Here is a 19059-nt window from a genome sequence, read left to right on the forward strand (position 1 = left end):
CACTAACGAAACCAAACCTGCCCGAGCCATGGGGCTTATTGTAGCGAGTTTCGTATGCCTTCGGCGCGTACCGCAGGCCGGTGAACGAAAGATAGGCTGCGAAATCGACGTAATTTCGACAACGACACAAACATGAGTGCGATTCACTCAGATTTCACAACAGACGCTTGACTCTCTCGTTTGCCGGGCGTACATTAGCACTCGGCGGCGGATACTGCTAACGGCCTGAAAATCCTCTGGCCCGCGTTCCGCCCACAGCAACACTCAGCACTCATCAGAGAGGAAACACAACATGGCATCGACGTTTACGCCTCTGCACGACCGCATTCTCGTGCAGCGCCTCGAGGAGACCGAAAGCAAGACCTCCTTCGGCATCATCATCCCCGACTCGGCGAAGGAAAAGCCGCAGCAGGGTACGGTTGTTTCGGTCGGCAAGGGCAAGAGCAATGACGAAGGCAAGGTCTTCCCGCTCGATGTGAAGCCGGGCGACCAGATCCTCTTCGGCAAGTACTCGGGTACGGAAATCAAGCTCGACGGCGCGGACTACCTCATCATGCGTGAGGAAGAAGTCCTCGGCATCCTGAAGAGCTAAGGGTTCAGGGCCCAGGGTATAGGGCCCAGAGAAGACCTATTCGCATTCTGGACCCTGGGGCCTGAGCCCTGGGCCCTCGTTTCACCATCATTCATCCGCGGCCACAAGCGCCGCGACGGAGAAGAAAATGGCAAAGCAGATTCTGCACGGAGAAGATTCGCGTCAGGCGATTCTGCGTGGTGTGAACCACCTCGCAAACGCAGTGAAGGTGACGCTCGGTCCCAAGGGCCGCAATGTCGTCATCGAGAAGAAGTTCGGTTCGCCGACGATCACCAAGGACGGCGTGACCGTTGCCAAGGAAATCGAGCTTGCGGATTCGCTCGAGAACATCGGCGCGCAGCTCGTGAAGGAAGTCGCTTCGAAGACCTCCGACATCGCCGGCGACGGCACCACGACCGCAACCGTTCTCGCACAGGCGATCTTCCGCGAAGGCGTGAAGACTGTGGCAGCGGGTGCAAACCCCACCGCTCTGAAGCGCGGCATCGATAAGGCTGTGGAGGCCATCATCGGCAAGCGCGACGAGCACGGCGCAGTGGTCGGCGGCGCTCTGAGCGAGTTCTCCAAGCCGGTTTCCGGCGACATGATCGCCCAGGTCGGCACCATCTCGGCCAACTCGGACGCGACCATCGGCACGATCATCGCAGAAGCGATGAAGAAGGTCGGTAAGGACGGCGTCATCACCGTTGAAGAGTCGCGCACGATGGAAACGCAGCTCGACGTCGTGGAAGGCATGCAGTTCGATCGCGGCTACCTCTCGCCCTACTTCGTCACCGACGCAGAGCGCATGGAAGCAGCCCTCGAGAACCCCTACATCCTGATCTACGAGAAGAAGATCTCGACGATGAAGGACCTGCTGCCCCTGCTCGAGCAGACCGCTCGCCTGGCCAAGCCGCTGCTGATCATCGCTGAGGACGTGGACGGCGAAGCGCTCGCCACCCTCGTAGTGAACAAGCTGCGCGGCACCATCAACGTGGCTGCCGTAAAGGCTCCTGGCTTCGGCGATCGCCGGAAGGCCATGCTGCAGGACATCGCTGTGCTGACCGGCGGCCGCGCTATCACCGAAGACCTCGGCATCAAGCTCGAGGGCGTGAAGGTAGAAGACCTCGGTACCGCAAAGCGCATCACGATCGATAAGGACAACACCACGATCGTTGATGGCGGCGGTAAGGATGTCGACATCGAAGGTCGCGTCAAGGAGATCCGTGCACAGGTCGAGAAGACCACCTCGGACTACGACCGCGAGAAGCTGCAGGAGCGCCTGGCGAAGCTCGTCGGTGGCGTTGCAGTGATCAAGGTCGGTGCTGCTACCGAGACCGAGATGAAGGAAAAGAAGGCTCGCGTGGAAGACGCGATGCACGCAACCCGCGCTGCTGTCGAAGAAGGCATCGTCCCGGGTGGTGGTGTGGCTCTGGTCCGCGCTGCCAAGGCTCTGGAGCCGCTGATCGCATCGCTGGAAGGCGATGAGAAGGTGGGCGCTCAGATCATCAAGCGCGCTATCGAAGAGCCGCTGCGCACCATCGCTCACAACGCGGGCGAAGAGGGTGCAGTGGTCATCAGCAAGATCCAGGAATCGGACGTTCCCCACTTCGGCTACAACGCCGGTTCGGGCAAGTACGAGGACCTGGTCGCGGCTGGCGTCATCGATCCGACCAAGGTCACGCGCACGGCTCTGCAGAACGCTGCGTCGATCTCCGGCCTGCTGCTCACCACCGAAGCCATCATCTCAGAGATTCCTGAGAAGAAGGCTGAGCCGGCGGGTCACTCGCACGGCGGCGGCATGGACGGCATGTACTAAACCATTCGCTCAACCGAACGCAGAAAAGCCCCGGAGAAATCCGGGGCTTTTTTGTTTTGTGAACGATTAGTATGCCGCGACGATGCCCGCCAACTGGTTGCTCGACGTCGTGGTCAACGAGGTTGAGGTGAACGTGTTGCTGACCGACTGCGAACCCGCAGCAATAGCAGAGATGCTAAGCGTACCGTTCGTGCTTTGCGTTAACAGAAAGGTATCACCATACTGATTCACTGCAAGCGTTCCACCAGCGCTCTGCGTAAGGCCAAGCTGGCTGGCGCTGGCAGATGTCCACGTTGGACTATTCCCCGAGGTGCCGGCTCCAGTCAGGAGTTCATCGAAATACCCGCTCATCAGATCACTCGACACGTGCAGGCTATTATTTCCATCCACCGCAAGCCCGTAGAAGACCTCAGACGCAGACGATTGGAGATGGAGACCGGTGATGTTGCCGTAAAGGTTCGGATAGAAGCGCCAGACATTCCCGTATGTGTTGCTCACATAACTTGTGCCGATGTTGCTTGAATAGATGTAGCCATTACCGTCCACAGCGAGACCGACAGGATACGCCGTAAGACCCGTATTTCCGCCGGTAATGACACCGAGCAACGAACCCGTGCTGGAGAATTTTCGGATCGCAGGAGTCGTGTCCTGCACATAGATATTGCCAGAGGCATCCACCGCAATAGCGGTCACGGTAGAGGAAACACCCGTAGAGAATGTCCGCACTGGCGTCGCCGTTCCTGTTGCGCCCTTCGCATACACAAGCACCATATTCGTCAGAGTCGAGATCGAGAGGCCACCAAGATAGATCTGGCCAGAGGAGTCGACGGCAATGGCGCTGATACCCACTGTTTGCGAGGTTGTTAGTGTACTGACCGGCGACACCGAACCCGAAGAGGAACCCGAAAAAACAAGAACGCCCCGGGCATTCGGCTGAACGACATAAACGTTGGTTGAACTGATGTGATTCGCTGAAACGTTGTTGGAAGACGAAGAAGAGCCGCTATTAGCGCAGCCAAGAAGGCTGCTGCCTAGAGACAGCATTGCGACCGCACACAAAATATTGCGCATTGAGCCCAGAGACCTCAGATTGTTTTGAATAATCCGAGTATCCTACCAGAAATTCAACCGGTTAATTGCGGTTCTGAGATAGTGCTTCTGCTTGCCGACCCGCTGTTTTCAGAAACGCCTCAAACTGCATCAACTCGTCTTCATTGAACTTGGAGAAGACTCTCGCCATCGCGGCAGCGTGTTTCTCGAAAAGCGGCTCGATGAGAGCGCGACCTGATGCGGTGAGCGAGACGATGCGGACGCGGCGATCTTCCGTGCTTTCGACACGCGTGACCAGTTCACGGTCGAACAAGCGATCCACGGCAATCGAGATCGCTCCGGGCGTCAGTCCTACCTTGGGTCCGAGCGTGTTCACGGGCATACAGCCCTTGTGCAGCAGAAGCTCCAGCACGCGGAAGTCCGAGTCCCCCAAACCGGAGCACGTCATATCGGCGAGCGAGTACTTCATGATGGCCTGATAGGCCTTCATCATCACCAGCCAGACGTGGGTCTCTTCTCGAGCGGACTTCGCCATACGACGTTCATCATACCTGTGGGTTGAAAAAAACGAGCCCCGCGGTGAAAACAATTTCACAGCGGGGCTTTTGAGTCGTGATCGAAAAGCTTAGTTATCGTTGCCGACACGAACAGTGTCCGGGGCGCGAACCTTTGCGCCCGACTGCTGTGTCTTCACCTTGAGACGAAGGACGTTTCCGTTCTTCTCGTGGCCCTGCGCCGCGTTGAAGGTCAGGAAGTAGCTCTCCTTCAAATAACCGGCAAAGCGGTCGAGGTATGGACGCAGGCTCGGCGGCGTAATCGTGCCGTTGTAGAGCGACTCACCACCGGTGGCGCTGGCGACCTGCTGCAGGTAACTCTGTCCACTGAAGTTTGCAGCCATGCCGCGCATGCCCGCGTCGCCGTAGTAGAGCGCGTAAACCGTTACGCCTGCGCGGAGCGCGTCCTCCTGCGCTTGCTGCACGTAAGGGCTGTTCTGATTCAGCGGTGAAACGCTGCCGTTGTACGGATCAACTCCGTTGGAGATCATCAGTACCACGCGTGCCGCGCGAGCGTTCGACGGCCAGTGCTTCACGAAATCCGAGAGGCAGAAGTATGGGCTGGCGCTGATGCCCGGCGAGGAAAACGGCAGACGAATCTGCTTGGCGAGCGCTTCCTTGTCGGTGATGAAACCACTGGCAGCGCGCACGGTTCCGTTGCTCATGTAGCCGACCATCACCTTAGTGTCCGGCGGCAGGCTCAGCAGAAATTTGGACATATCTTCCAACTGAATGCCGAAGCTGCTGCGCAGGCCGTCGTCAATCAGGATGGCGACTTCAAGCTGCTGAGACTTGATCGGCTGCACAGCTTCGATCGCCGTCTTCTTGCCGTTGACGTCAAGCGTGATGGCGTTGGTGTCCACGGGCGCGTCTCTCTTCGTATCGACGCTGATGACTGCCGTGGTGGGAACCGGGTTTTCCTGCGCGCGAAGCATTGCCGGCGTCACAAGCGTCGCGGCCAAAAGTGTAAGCGTTCCAATCGTTTTCATGGAAAAAGGCTCCTATCTCGTTAGATGAGATAGGAGCCGAAATGTTGCGCTGGCCAAGGACTTATTTGCCGCCGAGCTGGAACTTCATCCCTGCGCGGATGCTGAAAGGCAGTCCAGGATAGCCGATCGGCCCGATGTGCTGGTTGTTGGTGAGGTTTGTCAGCTGCAGGAACAGCTGTGCGCGGCGTTTCAGGCTATAAGTTCCGCCTGCATCCACCTTCACGTAGCCGAAGTCCAGGTTGCGGTTCGGCAGCAGCAGCGTGTTGTCGCCGTTGATGTCCGAATAGGAGAGGAAGGTTGAATCATCCGACCGGCTCGCCATGGCCGCCTGCGCGCTGACGCCCCACTTCCTGCGCGTGTAGTTGATGGCCGCATAACCCGAATGTGGCGGGCGACGGAACGGACGCGCGCCAATCAGCGGATAGCTTGAACCGATCGGCACATTCGGCAGGTTGGGGTTCGTCGTGGACAAGCCACCGTACGCTGCGTCGGTGGAGAAGGACTGCACGACCCGACCATCAAGGTACGTGTATCCGCCGTGGACGAACAGATGCTCCGTCGGCTTCCACTCCACCTCGGCTTCGATGCCCTGCGCGCGATAGGCGAGCGTGTTGGCTTCGGCGCCAAAGATGCCCGTGCTCGAAATCGACTGGCCCGTGATCTTCGCCAGTGTACCGACGTCAATGTAGTCCAACTGATGGTCGAACATGTTGTGGAAGTAGCCGAGCTTCGCGACCAGCTTGTTGCCGAAGAGCGACTGGTCGATGCCGATGTCGTAGGTGCGCGAACGCTTGGACGTAAGCGGCGTGACGCGGAACTGCGCGATCTGCGCCGGTGTGAGCTGGCGATACAGCGAGGTGAACTCATCTGCCAGCGCAGGCTCACTCACGCCCTTCGAGAAGTTCGCGCGCAGCTTCGTTCCCGCAAAGCGACGAATGCCCGGGAACCACGCAAGGCCGATGCGAGGCTCCGCCGCAACGCCGTAGAGGTGGTTCTTCTCGATAGCGCCGCCCACGGAGTAGAAGAGTCGATTGGACCAATCACCCTGCAACTGCATGGTGTACTCGAAGTTTGTGCGCTCGATCTTGCGATCAGTGCCATAGGAAGGAACAACACTGCCGCCACGTTCGTCGATGTAACGGAACGCACCCAACGCTGTGATGTGGCGATTGAAGCGTTTGTCCGTCTGGTAGTAAAGCTCATCGCGGTTGGAGGTAAGGTAATCGTCACTGTTGAAGATGCTGGCCTGACCGGAAGCGCTATAGCCGTTTGCGCCGCGGATCGTGACGGGGTTGCCGAAGTAGCTGGTGTAGCTGTAGGACGTGCCGGGGTAAAAAACCACGGGCGTGCCCACGTTGCCGAAGTAGCGCGCGGTTTCACCCTTGCGAGCCACACCATAACGCACGAAGTGGTGCCAATCGCCTTTGGTGGAGTAGTCCAGATTGCCCTGGGCGTACAGGTCGTGGTCCTGTTGCCTGCCGAGCACGGTGAGGCCGAGGAAGTCATACGCGCCGGGCAGCCCCTGCGCCACAACGGAGTCTCGCACGATGCCGCGCAGCGTCAGACGAGGCAGCACGCGATAACCCACGTTGCCGACGCTGGTGATGAGGTGCGTCGCATCATTGGCCAAGGCGTTCGACGTGTTGTAACGCGAGAACGCGCCATAGTAATCAAGCTTGCTGATCGCTCCACCCACAGCGACTTCGTTTCGCACCTGATGGAAGTTGCCAGCATCGCCACTGTAGCTGAAGAGCGGGAACGTTCCCCTGCCGCGCGGCGTGGTGAAGCTCACGACGGAGCTTTCCGCATCGGTGCCATAGAGCACAGAATCAGGCCCGCGGTAGGTCTCAATACCGTCGATTCCTGTCGAGCCTACAGTGCCGAAGTCGAAGCCTCCCCCAACGTCGTTCAAAGGCACACCGTCGAGCACGACCTTGTTGCCGTCCGACGGTCCTCCACGCATGAAGAGTGAGGTCACGCCGACGCCCTGCCCCGTCTGCACGATGAACGCGCCCGGCTGCATGCGTAGTTCGTCGCTTACGCCTGTGCGAAGGTCAAGATCTTCGGTCTTCACCAGCGATACAGGCGCGGTGAGCTGCGGCAGCGGCGTAGGGAGGCCGGTAGCGGTTACGGAAACTTCCTGACGGACCTCCGTCAGCGAAAGCACCACGTTCTTCTCGATGATTTCGGTAGCACCGCCGTAGAATTCATCGACCACGGCGGGCGTATAGCCGCGGCCCAGGCCGATCAGCGTGAAGCGTCCTGCCTGTGCGAAACGAATTTCGTAGCGGCCATGGGCGTCAGAAAACGCATAGGTGGCAACGGTCTTACCGTGCATCAGCTTGACCTGTCCGCGAGCGACAGGCTTGCCACGAGCATTGGTCAGGCGACCACGCACGACGATGGCATGAGCTTGTATCGGGAAGACAGCAAAGGCCGCTGCAGCCCAGGCCGTCAGCGTAAGAAGACCAGCACGGCGTGCAGGCATGGATCGAAAACGGGCGTAGAAAAGCCCAGATAGAGTCGACATATTTTCCCTCCGCTCCCCCTCGGAAGCGTGGCATGAAGCAACGCAGCGGAGCCGGTCTCCTGACTGGCACGATTTCAAGTGCGGCCTTCTAATAGGACGATCGAGTCTTCCCATCGTTTCGCAGAACGAACGACAGTGACCGATCGCAGGCCACACTCACCACAGGTTCGTGGTGCGTGCATCACAGTTGCGGGGCAGTGGCGGAATCTCACCGCGCTTCCCAAAGCACTCCGTTGCGGTAGCAACGTGAATGATTGCAAGGTCGCAGAGCAACATCGCAGGGTGGTTATGCCTCTAGTGTACTGGATACCGCGCCGGTACCCCGTGCAACAATGGGCAACATGCCTACGTTCGTATTGCGTCTGCATCCGCCGCGACCGTCCTTTCCGCAGGACATGACCGAAGACGAGCGCAAGATCATGCTTGCGCATCGCGAGTATCTGCAGCAACACTTCGACGCGGGCACGCTGCTGCTCTTCGGCGGCGTCTATGAAGAGGGCAACCCTCATGGCATCGCGTTGCTCGACAACGTCGAAGCGGCCGACGTGGATCGCTTCATCGCCGAAGATCCGTCTGTGATCGCCGGGCTCAATCGATACACCTATGCGCCGATGATGCTGGGCGGCATTCAAGGCCCGCGCAGCTAAACCGCAGCAGAACGTCTAGAGTGTCAGCAAGACCTTGCCTGTGGTCTTGCGTGCCTGCAGGTCCTCGTGCGCGCGTTGCGCGTCTTCAAGCTTGTACCGCGCGCCAATATTCACCGTAAGCGAGCCATCACCGATCGCGTTGAAGATGTCGCGCACGCGACGCTCGAGTTCCACGCGGGTGCGAATGTAGTCGCCCATCGTAGGACGCGTCACATAGAGCGAGCCGGTTTGCGAGAGCCGGATGAGATCAAACGGCGGAACGGCTCCGCTCGATGCGCCGAAGAGCACCATCAAGCCGCGTGGGCGAAGGCACTTGAGCGAGTCCTCAAACGTCGTCTTGCCCACCGAGTCATACACCACAGGCAAGCCTTCGCCTCCAGACTCCTGCTTCACCGCCTCGACGAAACTTTCGGTGACGTAATTGATAACGCGATCTGCCCCGGCAGCGCGCGAAAGCTCCGCCTTCTGCATCGTTGATACCGTCGTCAACACACGCGCCCCGAGCGACTTCGCCATCTGCGTCAGCAGAAGGCCAACGCCACCAGCGCCCGCGTGTACGAGCACGGTATCGCCGGCCTTGATGGCATAGGTGTCATGCGAGAGATAGTGTGCGGTGATGCCCTGCAGCATCACCGCTGCAGCATCGTCCATGCGAACGTTCGAAGGCACATGCACCAGCGCACTCGTCTCAGCAACGACGTACTCCGCATAGGATCCGCGTACGGACGCCCACGCTACGCGATCGCCACGCTTGAACTCCGTGACACCTACGCCGACCTCTTCGACCGTGCCCGCGCCTTCTGATCCAGGCACGAAAGGCAGCGGCAGAGGATAACGACCTTCGCGCTGATAAATGTCGATGAAGTTGATGCCCGCGGCTTCCACGTGCACCAGCACCTGGCCTGCTGCCGGTGTGGGCTGGGGAAGGTCCTTCAGTTGGAGAACGTCAGGGCCGCCGGTCTTTTCGATCTGGATCGCACGCATCGCTTCACTTCACCTCGCTACGGTATGCGATGCGGCGGAGCGATACGAGGTCGCTAGCGCAACAGACTTTCTTCGCTGGGCTTCATGCGCACCACGCGGTCCACCGCATAGGGCGAACGCTGCGACTGCGTGAAGAAGTGCCGCACCTGCAACTCGCCAAGCAGCCCGATGCCGATCAACTGAATGCCCGCCAGGATGAGTACAGCGGCGATCATGAACCACGGCGCATGTTCGTCCACGACATCAGCATGAGTCATCAGCTTGTGCATCAGCAGCCACAGCGAAATGCCGAAGCCGCCAACGACGCCCAACGAACCCACGCTGCCGAAGAAGTGCAGCGGACGCGTCATGTACTTCAGCAGGAAGCGAATCGTCAGCAGATCGAAGAAGACGCGGAAGGTACGCGAGATGCCGTAGTGGCTCTTGCCTGCTTCGCGTGAGGGGTTCGAGATCGGCACCTCGCAGATGCTCGCGCCATACCAGCTTGCCAGCGCGGGGATGAAGCGATGCATCTCGCCGTACAACGGAATGTTCTGGATCACATCGCGCCGATACGCCTTGAAGGTGGTGCCGAAATCATGAATCTGCACGCCACTCAGCTTCGCCATCATCCAGTTCGCGACGCGCGAAGGCAGGCGGCGCATCAACGCGTTGTCACGCCGTTGCGCGCGCCATCCGCTCACCACGTCGTAGCCTTCTTCGAGCTTGGCAAGGAATTGCGGAATCTCTGCGGGATCATGCTGCAGGTCGCCATCCATCGCCAGCACATACTCGCCGGTGGCATGATCGAAGCCCGCGGCCAGCGCCGAGGTCTGACCGAAGTTGCGTCGCAACTTGATGAGCAGCACGCGCGAATCCACCGCTGCGATCTCTTCGAGCAGGCGGTAGGTGCGGTCACGCGAACCATCGTCCACGAAGACCATCTCGAACGACGAGCCGACCTGTTCGAGAACGTCCTTCACGCGGTCATAGAGGCGCGTGACGTTCTCTTCCTCGTTGTGAAACGGCACGACGATGGAGTACTTTGGCACCTCTTGATGATAACCCTTTGCGCGGCGCGGGTATCTAGGTCGATTCCGCCGAATCGCTTTTCCTGACGCAAATGCTGCTCGCGACCGCCATGATGTTGGAGTGGTGTGTTCCGTAACCGCGGTTCGCACCAACCAACTTTGCACGCTGGGTCTTTGCATCCAACCAGTAAGGCGCATCGCAGGTGCGCGAAGGGAAAGGAAGTCAACGCGGATGACGCTGAAGCGTATTCTCTGGACCGTGGTCGTGATCGTGCTCGCCATCGGGATCTACTACTGGTATCAGCAGCGCAGCGATGAAGACACGCTGAAGGCAGGCGGTGTCACCTCGTCTGACAACTCCTACTCGGCCGCCTCCAAGGCGCGCATGGACTCCGGCGCCGTGGATCTCGACGGTCGCCCGGTGAATACGACTCCCTCGCCTGCTCCGGTGCGTCAGCTACAACCGACACCGACACCCGCTCCCGTCGTCACGCAGAACACCCCGGTCGCAACACCGGTCAGCGCGACTGCGCCCGACAACTCGATGCCCGCAGGCGACACGCTTTCTCCGGACGCTCCCGCAGGCATGGCCTTCGGCGGCTCGGGTAAATTCCAGTGGTATCGCCAGGGCAATCTGACCTGGCGCATCAACACGCAGAGCGGCGCGACCTGCATCGCTTTCGCCACGATGGAAGAGTGGGAAAAGCCGATCGTCTACACGCACGGTTGCGGCAACGCCTAAACGTACGAGCATCCCCGAACGAGCTCCTGCCAGTGCAGGAGCTTTTCTCTTTGCGGCGAAGCTCAGAGGCGATATCTTCACAGCATCTTCCCCAAGGATGAACCTGATGCGCCTGCAGACTTCGCTCTTCGCCGTAGCTTCCCTGCTCTTCGCTGCGTCCACCGGCCTTGCGCAAAACGCGCCTCCGTCTCCGTGGAAGAAGTCGACCGGCTTCACCAATGATTGGCAGCACCTAAAAGAGACGAGTCTGCCGCTCGCTCCCGGAGTCAGCCTGCTACATGCCTCCGGCGGCAACACGCTGGTGCTCACCGGGCCTGACGGCACGCTGCTCGTCGACCCAAGCTTTGCGCAGGTGGCGCCCGCGCTGCAGGCGAAGCTGAAGGAGATGGGCGCATCGCCTGTGCGGTTCGTCATCGACTCGCATCTCCACGCAGACCACAGCGGCGCCAACGGTGTCTTTCATACAGCGGGGGCGACAGTGATCGCGCAGGACAACGTGCGCGCGCGCATGTCGCGCACACAGGTGTCTCCGCAACGCACGACTTCTGCCGCCCCCGCAGATCAACTGCCCACGCTGACGTACGACCACTCGCTACATCTCTATCTGGACGGCGAAAATGTCGTGCTTGATCACCTGCATCCTTCGCACACCGATGGCGATACAGCTGTGTTTCTCGAGCACGCCAATGTAGTGCATCTGGGCGATGTCTTCATCAACGGCATGTATCCATACATCGACGTCAACAACGGCGGCAACATCGATGGATACTTCCCCGCCCTTGACGATGTGCTGGCGCGCACGGATGACAAAAGCAAGATCATTCCCGGCCACGGAGACCTGGCCGATAAAGCACGCCTGCAGTTCTATCGCAACATGCTGAAGACGGTCCGTGATCGCGTCGCAGCCGAGGTGGCCAAGGGAGCAACGCTGGAACAGATCTGGGCCACGCATCCTTCGCATGAATTTGACGCCGAGTGGGCCAGCGACCGGATCACGCCCGAAGATTTCGCCGCGATGATCTACCAAAGCCTGACCGGCAAGCGCCTGGACTATAAGCCCGGCCTGCTTCGCTGATGCGATAGACTCATACGTACGGCCCGGTAGCTCAGTTGCATAGAGCAGCGCACTCCTAACGCGAAGGTCGCAGGTTGGACTCCTGCCCGGGCCACCACTTCACCCGCATCTGCAACGTCGTTACGTGCATCACTGCGGGCGGGCCGAGCGTTATGCCACTTCGTGCTGACGCTTGATGCCAGACACCACATACTCCAGCGCATCCATACACCGAGCATCGAGCTTCGTCCCTGCGTCCGTACGCAGGATGACCATCGCCTGCTCGGGCGTAAGGGCATCGCGATACGGTCTGCTGCTCGAGAGTGCTTCATAGATGTCGGCCACCGCAAGAATGCGTGACAAGAGCGAGAGAGAGTCCGCATTCTTGCCGAAGGGATAGCCGCTTCCGTCCAGCTTTTCGTGGTGCGATTCAGCGACAGCTGCGATCGAGTCGAAGCTTGGAATCTTGCGCAGCAGCTCCCCACTCAGCCTCGCGTGAGCCTCCATTGTGCGGCGCTCTTCCACAGTGAGAGGCCCCGCTTTCTCAAGGATCGCCACAGGGATGGCGAGCTTCCCGATGTCGTGCAGCAGCGCCGCACGGCGCAACGTCGCGATATCTTCTGATGCCACCCCCATCACCTTGGCGATGGAAAGCGCCAGGCGCATCACGTGCGTCGAGTGCTCGTGCGTGAAGTGCGAGTAGGAATCGATGATCTTGGCAAAGGCTTCGCAAACGTGATCGACCGCGGAGGAGTCGAAGTCGATGCCACGCGGCTCGGGCTCGAGGGACAACGTCATCTGCAGCAGGTCGTCGCTCTCAAGCTGCTTCCACAGCACGCCGGAGCGCTCGAGCATGGACGCAAGCCGCACCAGCGCTCGGTCAAACCATCCCACGCAACGCTTCTGCAGCATGGCCATCGCATTCGCTTCGCCATACGCGGCGCGGAAGGCATCAAGCGTCTGCGCAAGTTTGATCAGTTGTGCGCACACCGGAATGCTCGGGCCACGGAGACCATCGGGCACGCCGCGGCCGTCCCAGCGCTCGCCGATGTGATAAATGTAGTCGGCCGTGTCCCAGCTCATGCCGAGCTCACGCGCAATGTCGGCGGACTTTCGATTTGCCTCGCTTTCCGCCTCCGACCCGAGCAGCAGTGCAGCCCGCGACCGCGTATGCAGCTTTCCGAGAACGCGGCGCAGTCCGAGCCAGCTATAGCCGGTCAGTTGGCGCGGCGTCTTCTCGGGCGAGCCTAGAGGAAACCCCAGAATGCTCGACATGCGGAACGAGTTGAAGCTGGAGCCCGCGTCCTTGAGCAGCAGAGCGTAGTAAAGGTCCTGCATCTCGGCAGGTGAGAGACCGACGCGGCGGGCGATCCGCATGCCGATGATGCAGCTGCGCAGCACATGGCCTTCGGGGTAACCCTCGGTGCAGCTCAGGGCGTTCATCAGCGACGTAAGGATCGCCGAATATTTCAGCATAGGCCTGCGTCCGGGAATGAAGGTCATGGGCTTCGATTCGCTCATATGGGGTATAGGAGCAAGATTAGTAAAAATTGGAGGTATGCAGGCGCTGGGCAGTCGAAGATTTTCCGCTCGTTTGATATCTCGGGTGATGTCTCCAAGATATTGTTCATATCTCGGTAAGATTTCCCTTGTTACAACTTTCGTGTAAGTTGGCGCCAAAGATTGTTCTTGTCAAAGGGTTACCTTCGCGTGGATGCTTCGGTACACGACGATTCTGCTAGTTCCTAGCGGCGTCTCGAGAACGACAGAAAGAAGGAACAACTTTCATGGAACCGGAATTCAAGCGGCACCAGAGTTTCCCACTCCGTTTATCTCCCTCGGTCCGTGAACATGCAACGTCCATTGCACGTTCTGAAGGAATTTCTCTCAATCACTTCGTCAGCCTTGCGATCGCGGAGAAGATCAGTCGCATGGAACATGATTTATGGATGGCACGGGAGAGATCCGTTCCCTCACAACCTCCAGGAAGGCCCAACCTGACGCACACCAACTAGAGATCCAGCATAAGAAACATCCAAGGCGTGACCCGAAAGGGTCACGCCTCTCTCTTTTTTTGATAACTTCCGCAAGAAAAATAGGCTCGGATATCACCCTTGATATCAGAACGAAGGACTAACTTCTGAAGCCGTACAAATCGCGGAAGCCTTTTGGAATCTATCTCTATCGCATCCGTGCAGTTGGGCCAAAAAGCAGAGGTTCGAGGACATGAGTTACTCCGTCACGATCTCCGTGTCACACCCTTCGTCTTTCTCGACGAGGGCGGCACGCCGTGTCGTGTCGAGCGATCCTCGCACCGTGCTTGCATCCCTTCCCTATCTCACCCAGGCAGTTCTCCTCGCAACTTTTCCTTTTCAACGGCCAGTGTCCCAAGGAGTCCTTTCATGAATCCCGTCCCCCCAAGCAGATCTCTACGTCCTGGGCTTCATTCCATCCTCTTCACCCTCGTCGCCATCATGATTCTGTTCGTGCTGTCCGGTTGCGGCAGCGGCGGATATCCCGGCACCGGCATTACCAAGCTTTCGGCTTCGGCCATCACGATTGATTCCGGCCAGTCGTTCGCGTTTACCGCGAGCGTAGCCGGCGGCGGCAGCGTGAACTGGTCACTGGGCGGATCCTGCTCGGGCGCTGCATGCGGCATGCTTTCAGCCTCCAGCGGCGCTTCAGTCACCTACACGGCTCCTACCGTCACCGAGATGATGAAGGTTACGCTGACCGGCTCGCTGCCTGGCACGAAGAGCACCTCTACCGCGACCATCACGGTAAATCCGTCGCCTTCGATCCTTGGCGCGCCGACGAGCGGCGTCATTGGCACTCCTTATAGCTACACGGTGACGACGACCGGCGGCACAGCTCCTGTAAAGCTGTCTGTCCTTGCGAGCTCGCTGCCCGCGGGCCTCACCTTCGACGTCAACACGGGCATCATCTCCGGCACGCCGACGACGGCGGGCAGCGGCACGCTGATGCTTTCGCTCTCTGACACCAGCGACGTGCCCCTGACGATTCAGTCCACACTGACCGTCACGATCAACTCCACCACGACGCCTCCGACCAGCATTACCCTCAGCGGCAATCCCACCTCCGGTACTGTCGGCACGGCCTACTCTGCGACGTTCACCGCTACCGGCGGCACCGCACCTTACACCTTCTCCATCGCGGGCGGCGCGTTGCCCACGGGACTTACGCTTTCCACCGCGGGCGTTATCAGCGGCACACCCACCGCAGCAGGGACCTACGGCTTTACCGTCAAGGTAGTTGATGCCAACAACGCCACTGCCTCGGCGGCCTTTACGGTCGTTATCGGCGGCGGGACCACCACCAATCCGCTGACCATCACCACTGGCACGCTGCCCGACGGCACCGTTGGCGTTGCGTACTCATCGACGATCGGCGTAAGCGGTGGCACCGCACCCTATGGCTGCACGCTCGCTTCGGGCACGCTGCCTGCGGGACTCACGCTCGGCACAAACTGCGTTGTCTCGGGTACGCCGACCACGGCCGGCACCTCCAGCTTCAACGTCAAGGTTGTTGATTCGGCCTCGCCGGTGAACACCGTCACAGGTCCAGTCAGCATCAAGATCAACGCTGCTGCGACTGTGATCTCCATCAGCGGCAACCCGCCCGCAGGCACTGTTGGTGCGGCATACGCCGTGACGCTGACCGCCGCTGGCGGCACAGCTCCTTACACCTTCACCATCATCAGCGGTGCCTTGCCGACAGGTCTCACGCTCTCCACGAGCGGCGCGATCACCGGTACACCCACGACAGCAGGCAGCTACACCTTCGGTGTACAGGCTGCAGACGCCAACAGCGCCACCGGCACGGCCAGCTTCACGGTCGCCATCGGTGCCGGCACCACCACCAACCCGCTGACGATCACCACGGGCACGCTGCCTGATGGCACCGTCAACGTGGCTTACTCCTCGGCGATCGGCGTCAGCGGCGGAACAGCGCCGTATGGTTGCACGATCACCTCGGGTTCGCTACCTGCGGGCCTGACGATGAGCTCCAACTGCCTGGTGACCGGCACGCCGACGACCGCTGGCACGGCGACCTTCACCGTGCAGGCGACCGACTCGTCCTCACCGATGAACACGGTCTCCGGCCCGATCACGCTGAAGATCAACCCGGCCGCGGTGCTGATCGCGATCGGCAACCCGCCAGCAGCCACGGTAGGTACCGCCTACACCGGAACGATCCCCGTCTCCGGCGGCACGGCCCCCTACAGCTGCACTCTCGTCTCAGGCGCCTTGCCTGCAGGCCTTACGCTCGGCGCGAACTGCACCGTTACCGGTACCCCGACGGTGGCAGGCAGCGCGAGCATCACGGTGAAGGCAACAGACTCCGCCTCGCCGTCGAACACCACCAATGGACCGGTGACACTGACCGTCAACGCAGCCGCGGCGACGATCGTGATCGGCAACCCGCCAGCAGCCACGGTGGGCACGGTCTACAGCGGAGCGATTCCGGTCTCCGGCGGCACGGCGCCCTACACGTGCTCGCTGGTCTCGGGTACGCTCCCAGCTGGTCTGACGCTCGCTGGCAACTGCTCCATCAGCGGCACCCCCACCACCTCTGGCACCTCCACCTTCACGGTGAAGGCGACGGACTCGGCCTCGCCGGTCAACACGACGACGGGTGCGGTTTCACTCACGGTGAACGCCGCAGCGCCCACCATCACCATCGGCAATCCTCCGGCGGCAACGACGGGCCAACCCTACACCGGAACGATCCCGGTTACGGGTGGTACTGGACCGTATAGCTGCACGATCACCTCCGGCACGCTGCCCACCGGGCTCACACTCGGCGCGGCCTGCACGATCACCGGCACGCCCACCACACCGGGCTCGACGATGGTCACCATCCACGCCACCGACTCCAGCTCGCCCCAGGGCAGCGCAACCGCACCCATCACGGTGACGGTCGGCGCCGCTGGCACCATCACCATCATTGCCCCGGGCAACGCCACGGTCGGTGTTCCTTACACCGGAACCATTGGCGCCACCGGCGGCACCGCACCCTACACGTGCGCGCTGCAGAGCGGCACGCTTCCCAACGGCCTCACGCAGACCGGCTGCACCATCAGCGGTACGCCGACGGCTACAGGCACCTTCACCGTGCAGGAGAAGGTCACCGACTCCAGCACCACACCACTCTCCACCACCGGACCGGTCAGCATCACGGTCAGCGCTGGCGCAGCCCTGTCCCTCACAGGCTCACTGCCCAACGCCATCGTGAACCAGACCTACTCGCAAACGCTGCAGGCAACGGGCGGAGCTGGTCCTTATACCTACGCGGTCACCACGGGCTCGCTGCCCGCTGGCCTTAGCCTGGCGTCGAGCGGAGCCATCACCGGTATCCCCACCACGGTCGGAGCCAGCAGCTTCACCGTTACGGTGACAGACTCCGAAGTCCCCGCGAAGACGGCAACCAACAACTACGTTCTGCAAGTCGTCTACGCACCCACCACCACCGACAGCGCTCTGAAGGGACCGTACGCGTTCCTCTTCCAGGGCTATGACGATGTCCTGCTGGGCGTGCTCGCCTATAAGACTTCCACCGCCGGTCAGATCTACGCCGACGGCAACGGTCTCATCACGAGCGGCGTGGAAGACTCCAACCACCAGACCACCACAGTGACTACGGGCAACGTCGTTCCGACGCGTACCGTGGTCGGCAGCTATACGGTCGGCACAGACTATCGTGGCTTCCTTACCCTGACCACCTTCAACACCGACGGCACAGTGCTTGCAAACGCAACCTACGCCATCGCGTTGAAGGCACCGGCCGCACCGGCGACCATCACCGCACGCGCCAGCATGATCCGCTACGACAACGCATCGCTTGCAGGCGAGCGGGGATCGGGCACGCTGTACGCGCAGAACGCAACGGCCGTCAGCACGGGCCTCTCAGGCAGCTATGTCTTCGGCACCTCCGGCGACACGCCCTGCCTTCTGACCTGCACGCTGAGCGTTGCTGGTGGCCCTGTGGCTGCAGTAGGACGCATCACTACCGGCGCTGGTGGCACGCTCACCGGCACCACGGACAGCATGACCGCCAGCACCGGCAACGCGAACGCCACCGTAACGGGTACGTTCTCGGCGACGGACGCCACCGGTCGCGCTACCGCGGTGATGAACGTCACCAACGCAACCGCTAACTACTACCCGACGGACTACGTGGTGTACATCATCGACGCGAACAACGCGATCATGATGTCCACCGATCAGCACTCGAGCTTCATCCTGCTCGCGGGCACCATGCAGAAGCAGACAGCCACCACCTTCGGCAACGCCGCACTGAACACGCCGATGGTGGGTTACGAGAACGCACTGCCGAACCCCGGTCTACTTGGTCTGGGCGTCACCGTGCAGAACGTACTCAACTTCTCCACCGCAACCTTGATCCAGGTGAAGGGTGCTGCCACCGGCTCCTGCAACACGAACTACTCCGACATGGGTAGCACCACCGCCCTTGTCAGCAACCTCACCTCGCTCAACCTCGGCTTGTTGAGCTCCACCCTGAACGATCTTCTCCAACTCCAGAAGACGACCGGCCCGTCCAATTGCACGGCCGACGCCAACGGACGCGGCGAGTTCGACTATCCAGCTCCGAGCAGCCTGCTTGCAACCACGCTGCAACTGCTCGGGATCAACGTCACCGTCAAACCCCGCACCGTGTACCTCAGCTCGGTAGGCACCGGCTACTTCCTGGAGACTGGCTATGCAGGACTCGGCCAGCTGCAGGCACAAACCGGCGCTCCGTTCACGGCAGCCAACTTCAAGGGAACGTACGTCTACAGCTCGCTCCCCGCGGCTTCGCTTGCCAGCACGGACACCTCGGGTACCATCACCTCCACCGGAACCGGCAGTGCCACCAGCACGCTGGATCTGAACGTAGGTGTGGGCAATATCAACCTGCTGCAGCTCGGTACGACGAGCACGCAGACCTACACACTCACTGACGCCACTGCAGGACGCTACACGATGGGAACGATGGTCTTCTATGACCTCGGTGCCAATCAGTTCGTCCTCATTGACACCAGCGCACTCGTCACTTCGCCTACGGTCAACCTGCTGTACTGATCGCCCACC

14 protein-coding genes, 1 tRNA gene and 1 riboswitch are annotated in these 19059 nt (G+C 60.5%); of the genes, 8 read left to right on the forward strand and 7 right to left on the reverse strand.

Translation table 11 applies throughout. The features are described from left to right. Positions 1–292 precede the first annotated feature (292 nt). A complete protein-coding gene (locus tag OHL11_RS10400) occupies positions 293–592 on the forward strand; it encodes a co-chaperone GroES (protein WP_263371447.1) in 300 nt (99 codons plus the stop codon). Positions 593–719: 127 nt separating this feature from the next. Next, entirely contained in the window at positions 720–2387 is a 1668-nt protein-coding gene (gene groL, locus OHL11_RS10405; protein WP_263371448.1) for a chaperonin GroEL, read from the forward strand. Positions 2388–2453: 66 nt separating this feature from the next. Here the strand turns inward: groL and OHL11_RS10410 are convergent, their stop codons facing one another. From OHL11_RS10410 to OHL11_RS10425, 4 genes are all read right to left on the reverse strand, one after another. After that, positions 2454–3236, reverse strand: coding sequence for an NHL repeat-containing protein (locus tag OHL11_RS10410; protein WP_263371449.1), 783 nt, complete (start codon positions 3234–3236; stop codon positions 2454–2456). Positions 3237–3519: 283 nt separating this feature from the next. Next, positions 3520–3972 carry a MarR family winged helix-turn-helix transcriptional regulator gene (locus OHL11_RS10415; protein WP_263371450.1) on the reverse strand — a complete coding sequence of 151 codons (453 nt, stop codon included), beginning with the start codon at positions 3970–3972 and terminating at the stop codon, positions 3520–3522. A 90-nt stretch (positions 3973–4062) separates the two neighbouring features. After that, complete coding sequence (locus tag OHL11_RS10420; RefSeq protein WP_263371451.1) at positions 4063–4980, reverse strand: hypothetical protein; 918 nt, start codon at positions 4978–4980, stop codon at positions 4063–4065. A 61-nt stretch (positions 4981–5041) separates the two neighbouring features. Further along, positions 5042–7510 carry a TonB-dependent receptor gene (locus OHL11_RS10425; RefSeq protein WP_263371452.1) on the reverse strand — a complete coding sequence of 823 codons (2469 nt, stop codon included), beginning with the start codon at positions 7508–7510 and terminating at the stop codon, positions 5042–5044. Between the two features lie 32 nt (positions 7511–7542). Beyond that, a riboswitch (cobalamin riboswitch) is annotated at positions 7543–7758 on the reverse strand. A gap of 93 nt (positions 7759–7851) precedes the next feature. On the opposite strand from OHL11_RS10425, the gene OHL11_RS10430 reads away from it, so the two are divergent. Next, positions 7852–8157, forward strand: a complete 306-nt coding sequence (locus tag OHL11_RS10430; protein ID WP_263371453.1) for a YciI family protein — start codon at positions 7852–7854, stop codon at positions 8155–8157. Between the two features lie 15 nt (positions 8158–8172). Here OHL11_RS10430 and OHL11_RS10435 read toward each other — a convergent pair whose 3' ends face one another. Further along, positions 8173–9141 carry a quinone oxidoreductase family protein gene (locus tag OHL11_RS10435; protein WP_263371454.1) on the reverse strand — a complete coding sequence of 323 codons (969 nt, stop codon included), beginning with the start codon at positions 9139–9141 and terminating at the stop codon, positions 8173–8175. 53 nt (positions 9142–9194) lie between these two features. Next, positions 9195–10172: a glycosyltransferase family 2 protein gene (locus OHL11_RS10440; protein ID WP_263371455.1), complete on the reverse strand. Its 978-nt coding sequence runs from the start codon at positions 10170–10172 to the stop codon at positions 9195–9197. A 211-nt stretch (positions 10173–10383) separates the two neighbouring features. On the opposite strand from OHL11_RS10440, the gene OHL11_RS10445 reads away from it, so the two are divergent. The 3 genes from OHL11_RS10445 to OHL11_RS10455 all read left to right on the forward strand — a co-directional run bounded on the left by OHL11_RS10445 (position 10384) and on the right by OHL11_RS10455 (position 12065). Then, a complete protein-coding gene (locus tag OHL11_RS10445) occupies positions 10384–10893 on the forward strand; it encodes a RodZ family helix-turn-helix domain-containing protein (protein WP_263371456.1) in 510 nt (169 codons plus the stop codon). A gap of 106 nt (positions 10894–10999) precedes the next feature. Then, entirely contained in the window at positions 11000–11968 is a 969-nt protein-coding gene (locus OHL11_RS10450; protein WP_263371457.1) for an MBL fold metallo-hydrolase, read from the forward strand. A gap of 20 nt (positions 11969–11988) precedes the next feature. After that, a tRNA-Arg gene (locus tag OHL11_RS10455) sits at positions 11989–12065 on the forward strand. A gap of 53 nt (positions 12066–12118) precedes the next feature. Here the strand turns inward: OHL11_RS10455 and OHL11_RS10460 are convergent. Next, the gene (locus OHL11_RS10460; protein ID WP_263371458.1) at positions 12119–13423 is read right to left on the reverse strand and encodes an HD-GYP domain-containing protein; all 1305 of its coding nucleotides are present in this window, start codon (positions 13421–13423) and stop codon (positions 12119–12121) included. Positions 13424–13734: 311 nt separating this feature from the next. Between OHL11_RS10460 and OHL11_RS17340 the strand changes: the two genes are divergently transcribed. After that, positions 13735–13962, forward strand: coding sequence for a toxin-antitoxin system HicB family antitoxin (locus OHL11_RS17340; RefSeq protein ID WP_390234279.1), 228 nt, complete (start codon positions 13735–13737; stop codon positions 13960–13962). A 387-nt stretch (positions 13963–14349) separates the two neighbouring features. Next, a complete protein-coding gene (locus OHL11_RS10465) occupies positions 14350–19050 on the forward strand; it encodes a beta strand repeat-containing protein (RefSeq protein ID WP_263371459.1) in 4701 nt (1566 codons plus the stop codon). Positions 19051–19059 lie beyond the last annotated feature (9 nt).

It is taken from the genome of Granulicella cerasi (genome assembly GCF_025685575.1).
Lineage (GTDB): Bacteria > Acidobacteriota > Terriglobia > Terriglobales > Acidobacteriaceae > Granulicella > Granulicella cerasi.

Coding starts and splice junctions, on each gene's coding strand:
- OHL11_RS10400 (WP_263371447.1), top strand. CDS start 293: ATGGCATCGACGTTTACGCCTCTGCACGACCGCATTCTCGTGCAGCGC.
- groL (WP_263371448.1), top strand. CDS start 720: ATGGCAAAGCAGATTCTGCACGGAGAAGATTCGCGTCAGGCGATTCTG.
- OHL11_RS10415 (WP_263371450.1), bottom strand. CDS start 3,972: ATGGCGAAGTCCGCTCGAGAAGAGACCCACGTCTGGCTGGTGATGATG.
- OHL11_RS10420 (WP_263371451.1), bottom strand. CDS start 4,980: ATGAAAACGATTGGAACGCTTACACTTTTGGCCGCGACGCTTGTGACG.
- OHL11_RS10425 (WP_263371452.1), bottom strand. CDS start 7,510: ATGTCGACTCTATCTGGGCTTTTCTACGCCCGTTTTCGATCCATGCCT.
- OHL11_RS10430 (WP_263371453.1), top strand. CDS start 7,852: ATGCCTACGTTCGTATTGCGTCTGCATCCGCCGCGACCGTCCTTTCCG.
- OHL11_RS10435 (WP_263371454.1), bottom strand. CDS start 9,141: ATGCGTGCGATCCAGATCGAAAAGACCGGCGGCCCTGACGTTCTCCAA.
- OHL11_RS10445 (WP_263371456.1), top strand. CDS start 10,384: ATGACGCTGAAGCGTATTCTCTGGACCGTGGTCGTGATCGTGCTCGCC.
- OHL11_RS10450 (WP_263371457.1), top strand. CDS start 11,000: ATGCGCCTGCAGACTTCGCTCTTCGCCGTAGCTTCCCTGCTCTTCGCT.
- OHL11_RS10460 (WP_263371458.1), bottom strand. CDS start 13,423: ATGCTGAAATATTCGGCGATCCTTACGTCGCTGATGAACGCCCTGAGC.
- OHL11_RS17340 (WP_390234279.1), top strand. CDS start 13,735: ATGGAACCGGAATTCAAGCGGCACCAGAGTTTCCCACTCCGTTTATCT.
- OHL11_RS10465 (WP_263371459.1), top strand. CDS start 14,350: ATGAATCCCGTCCCCCCAAGCAGATCTCTACGTCCTGGGCTTCATTCC.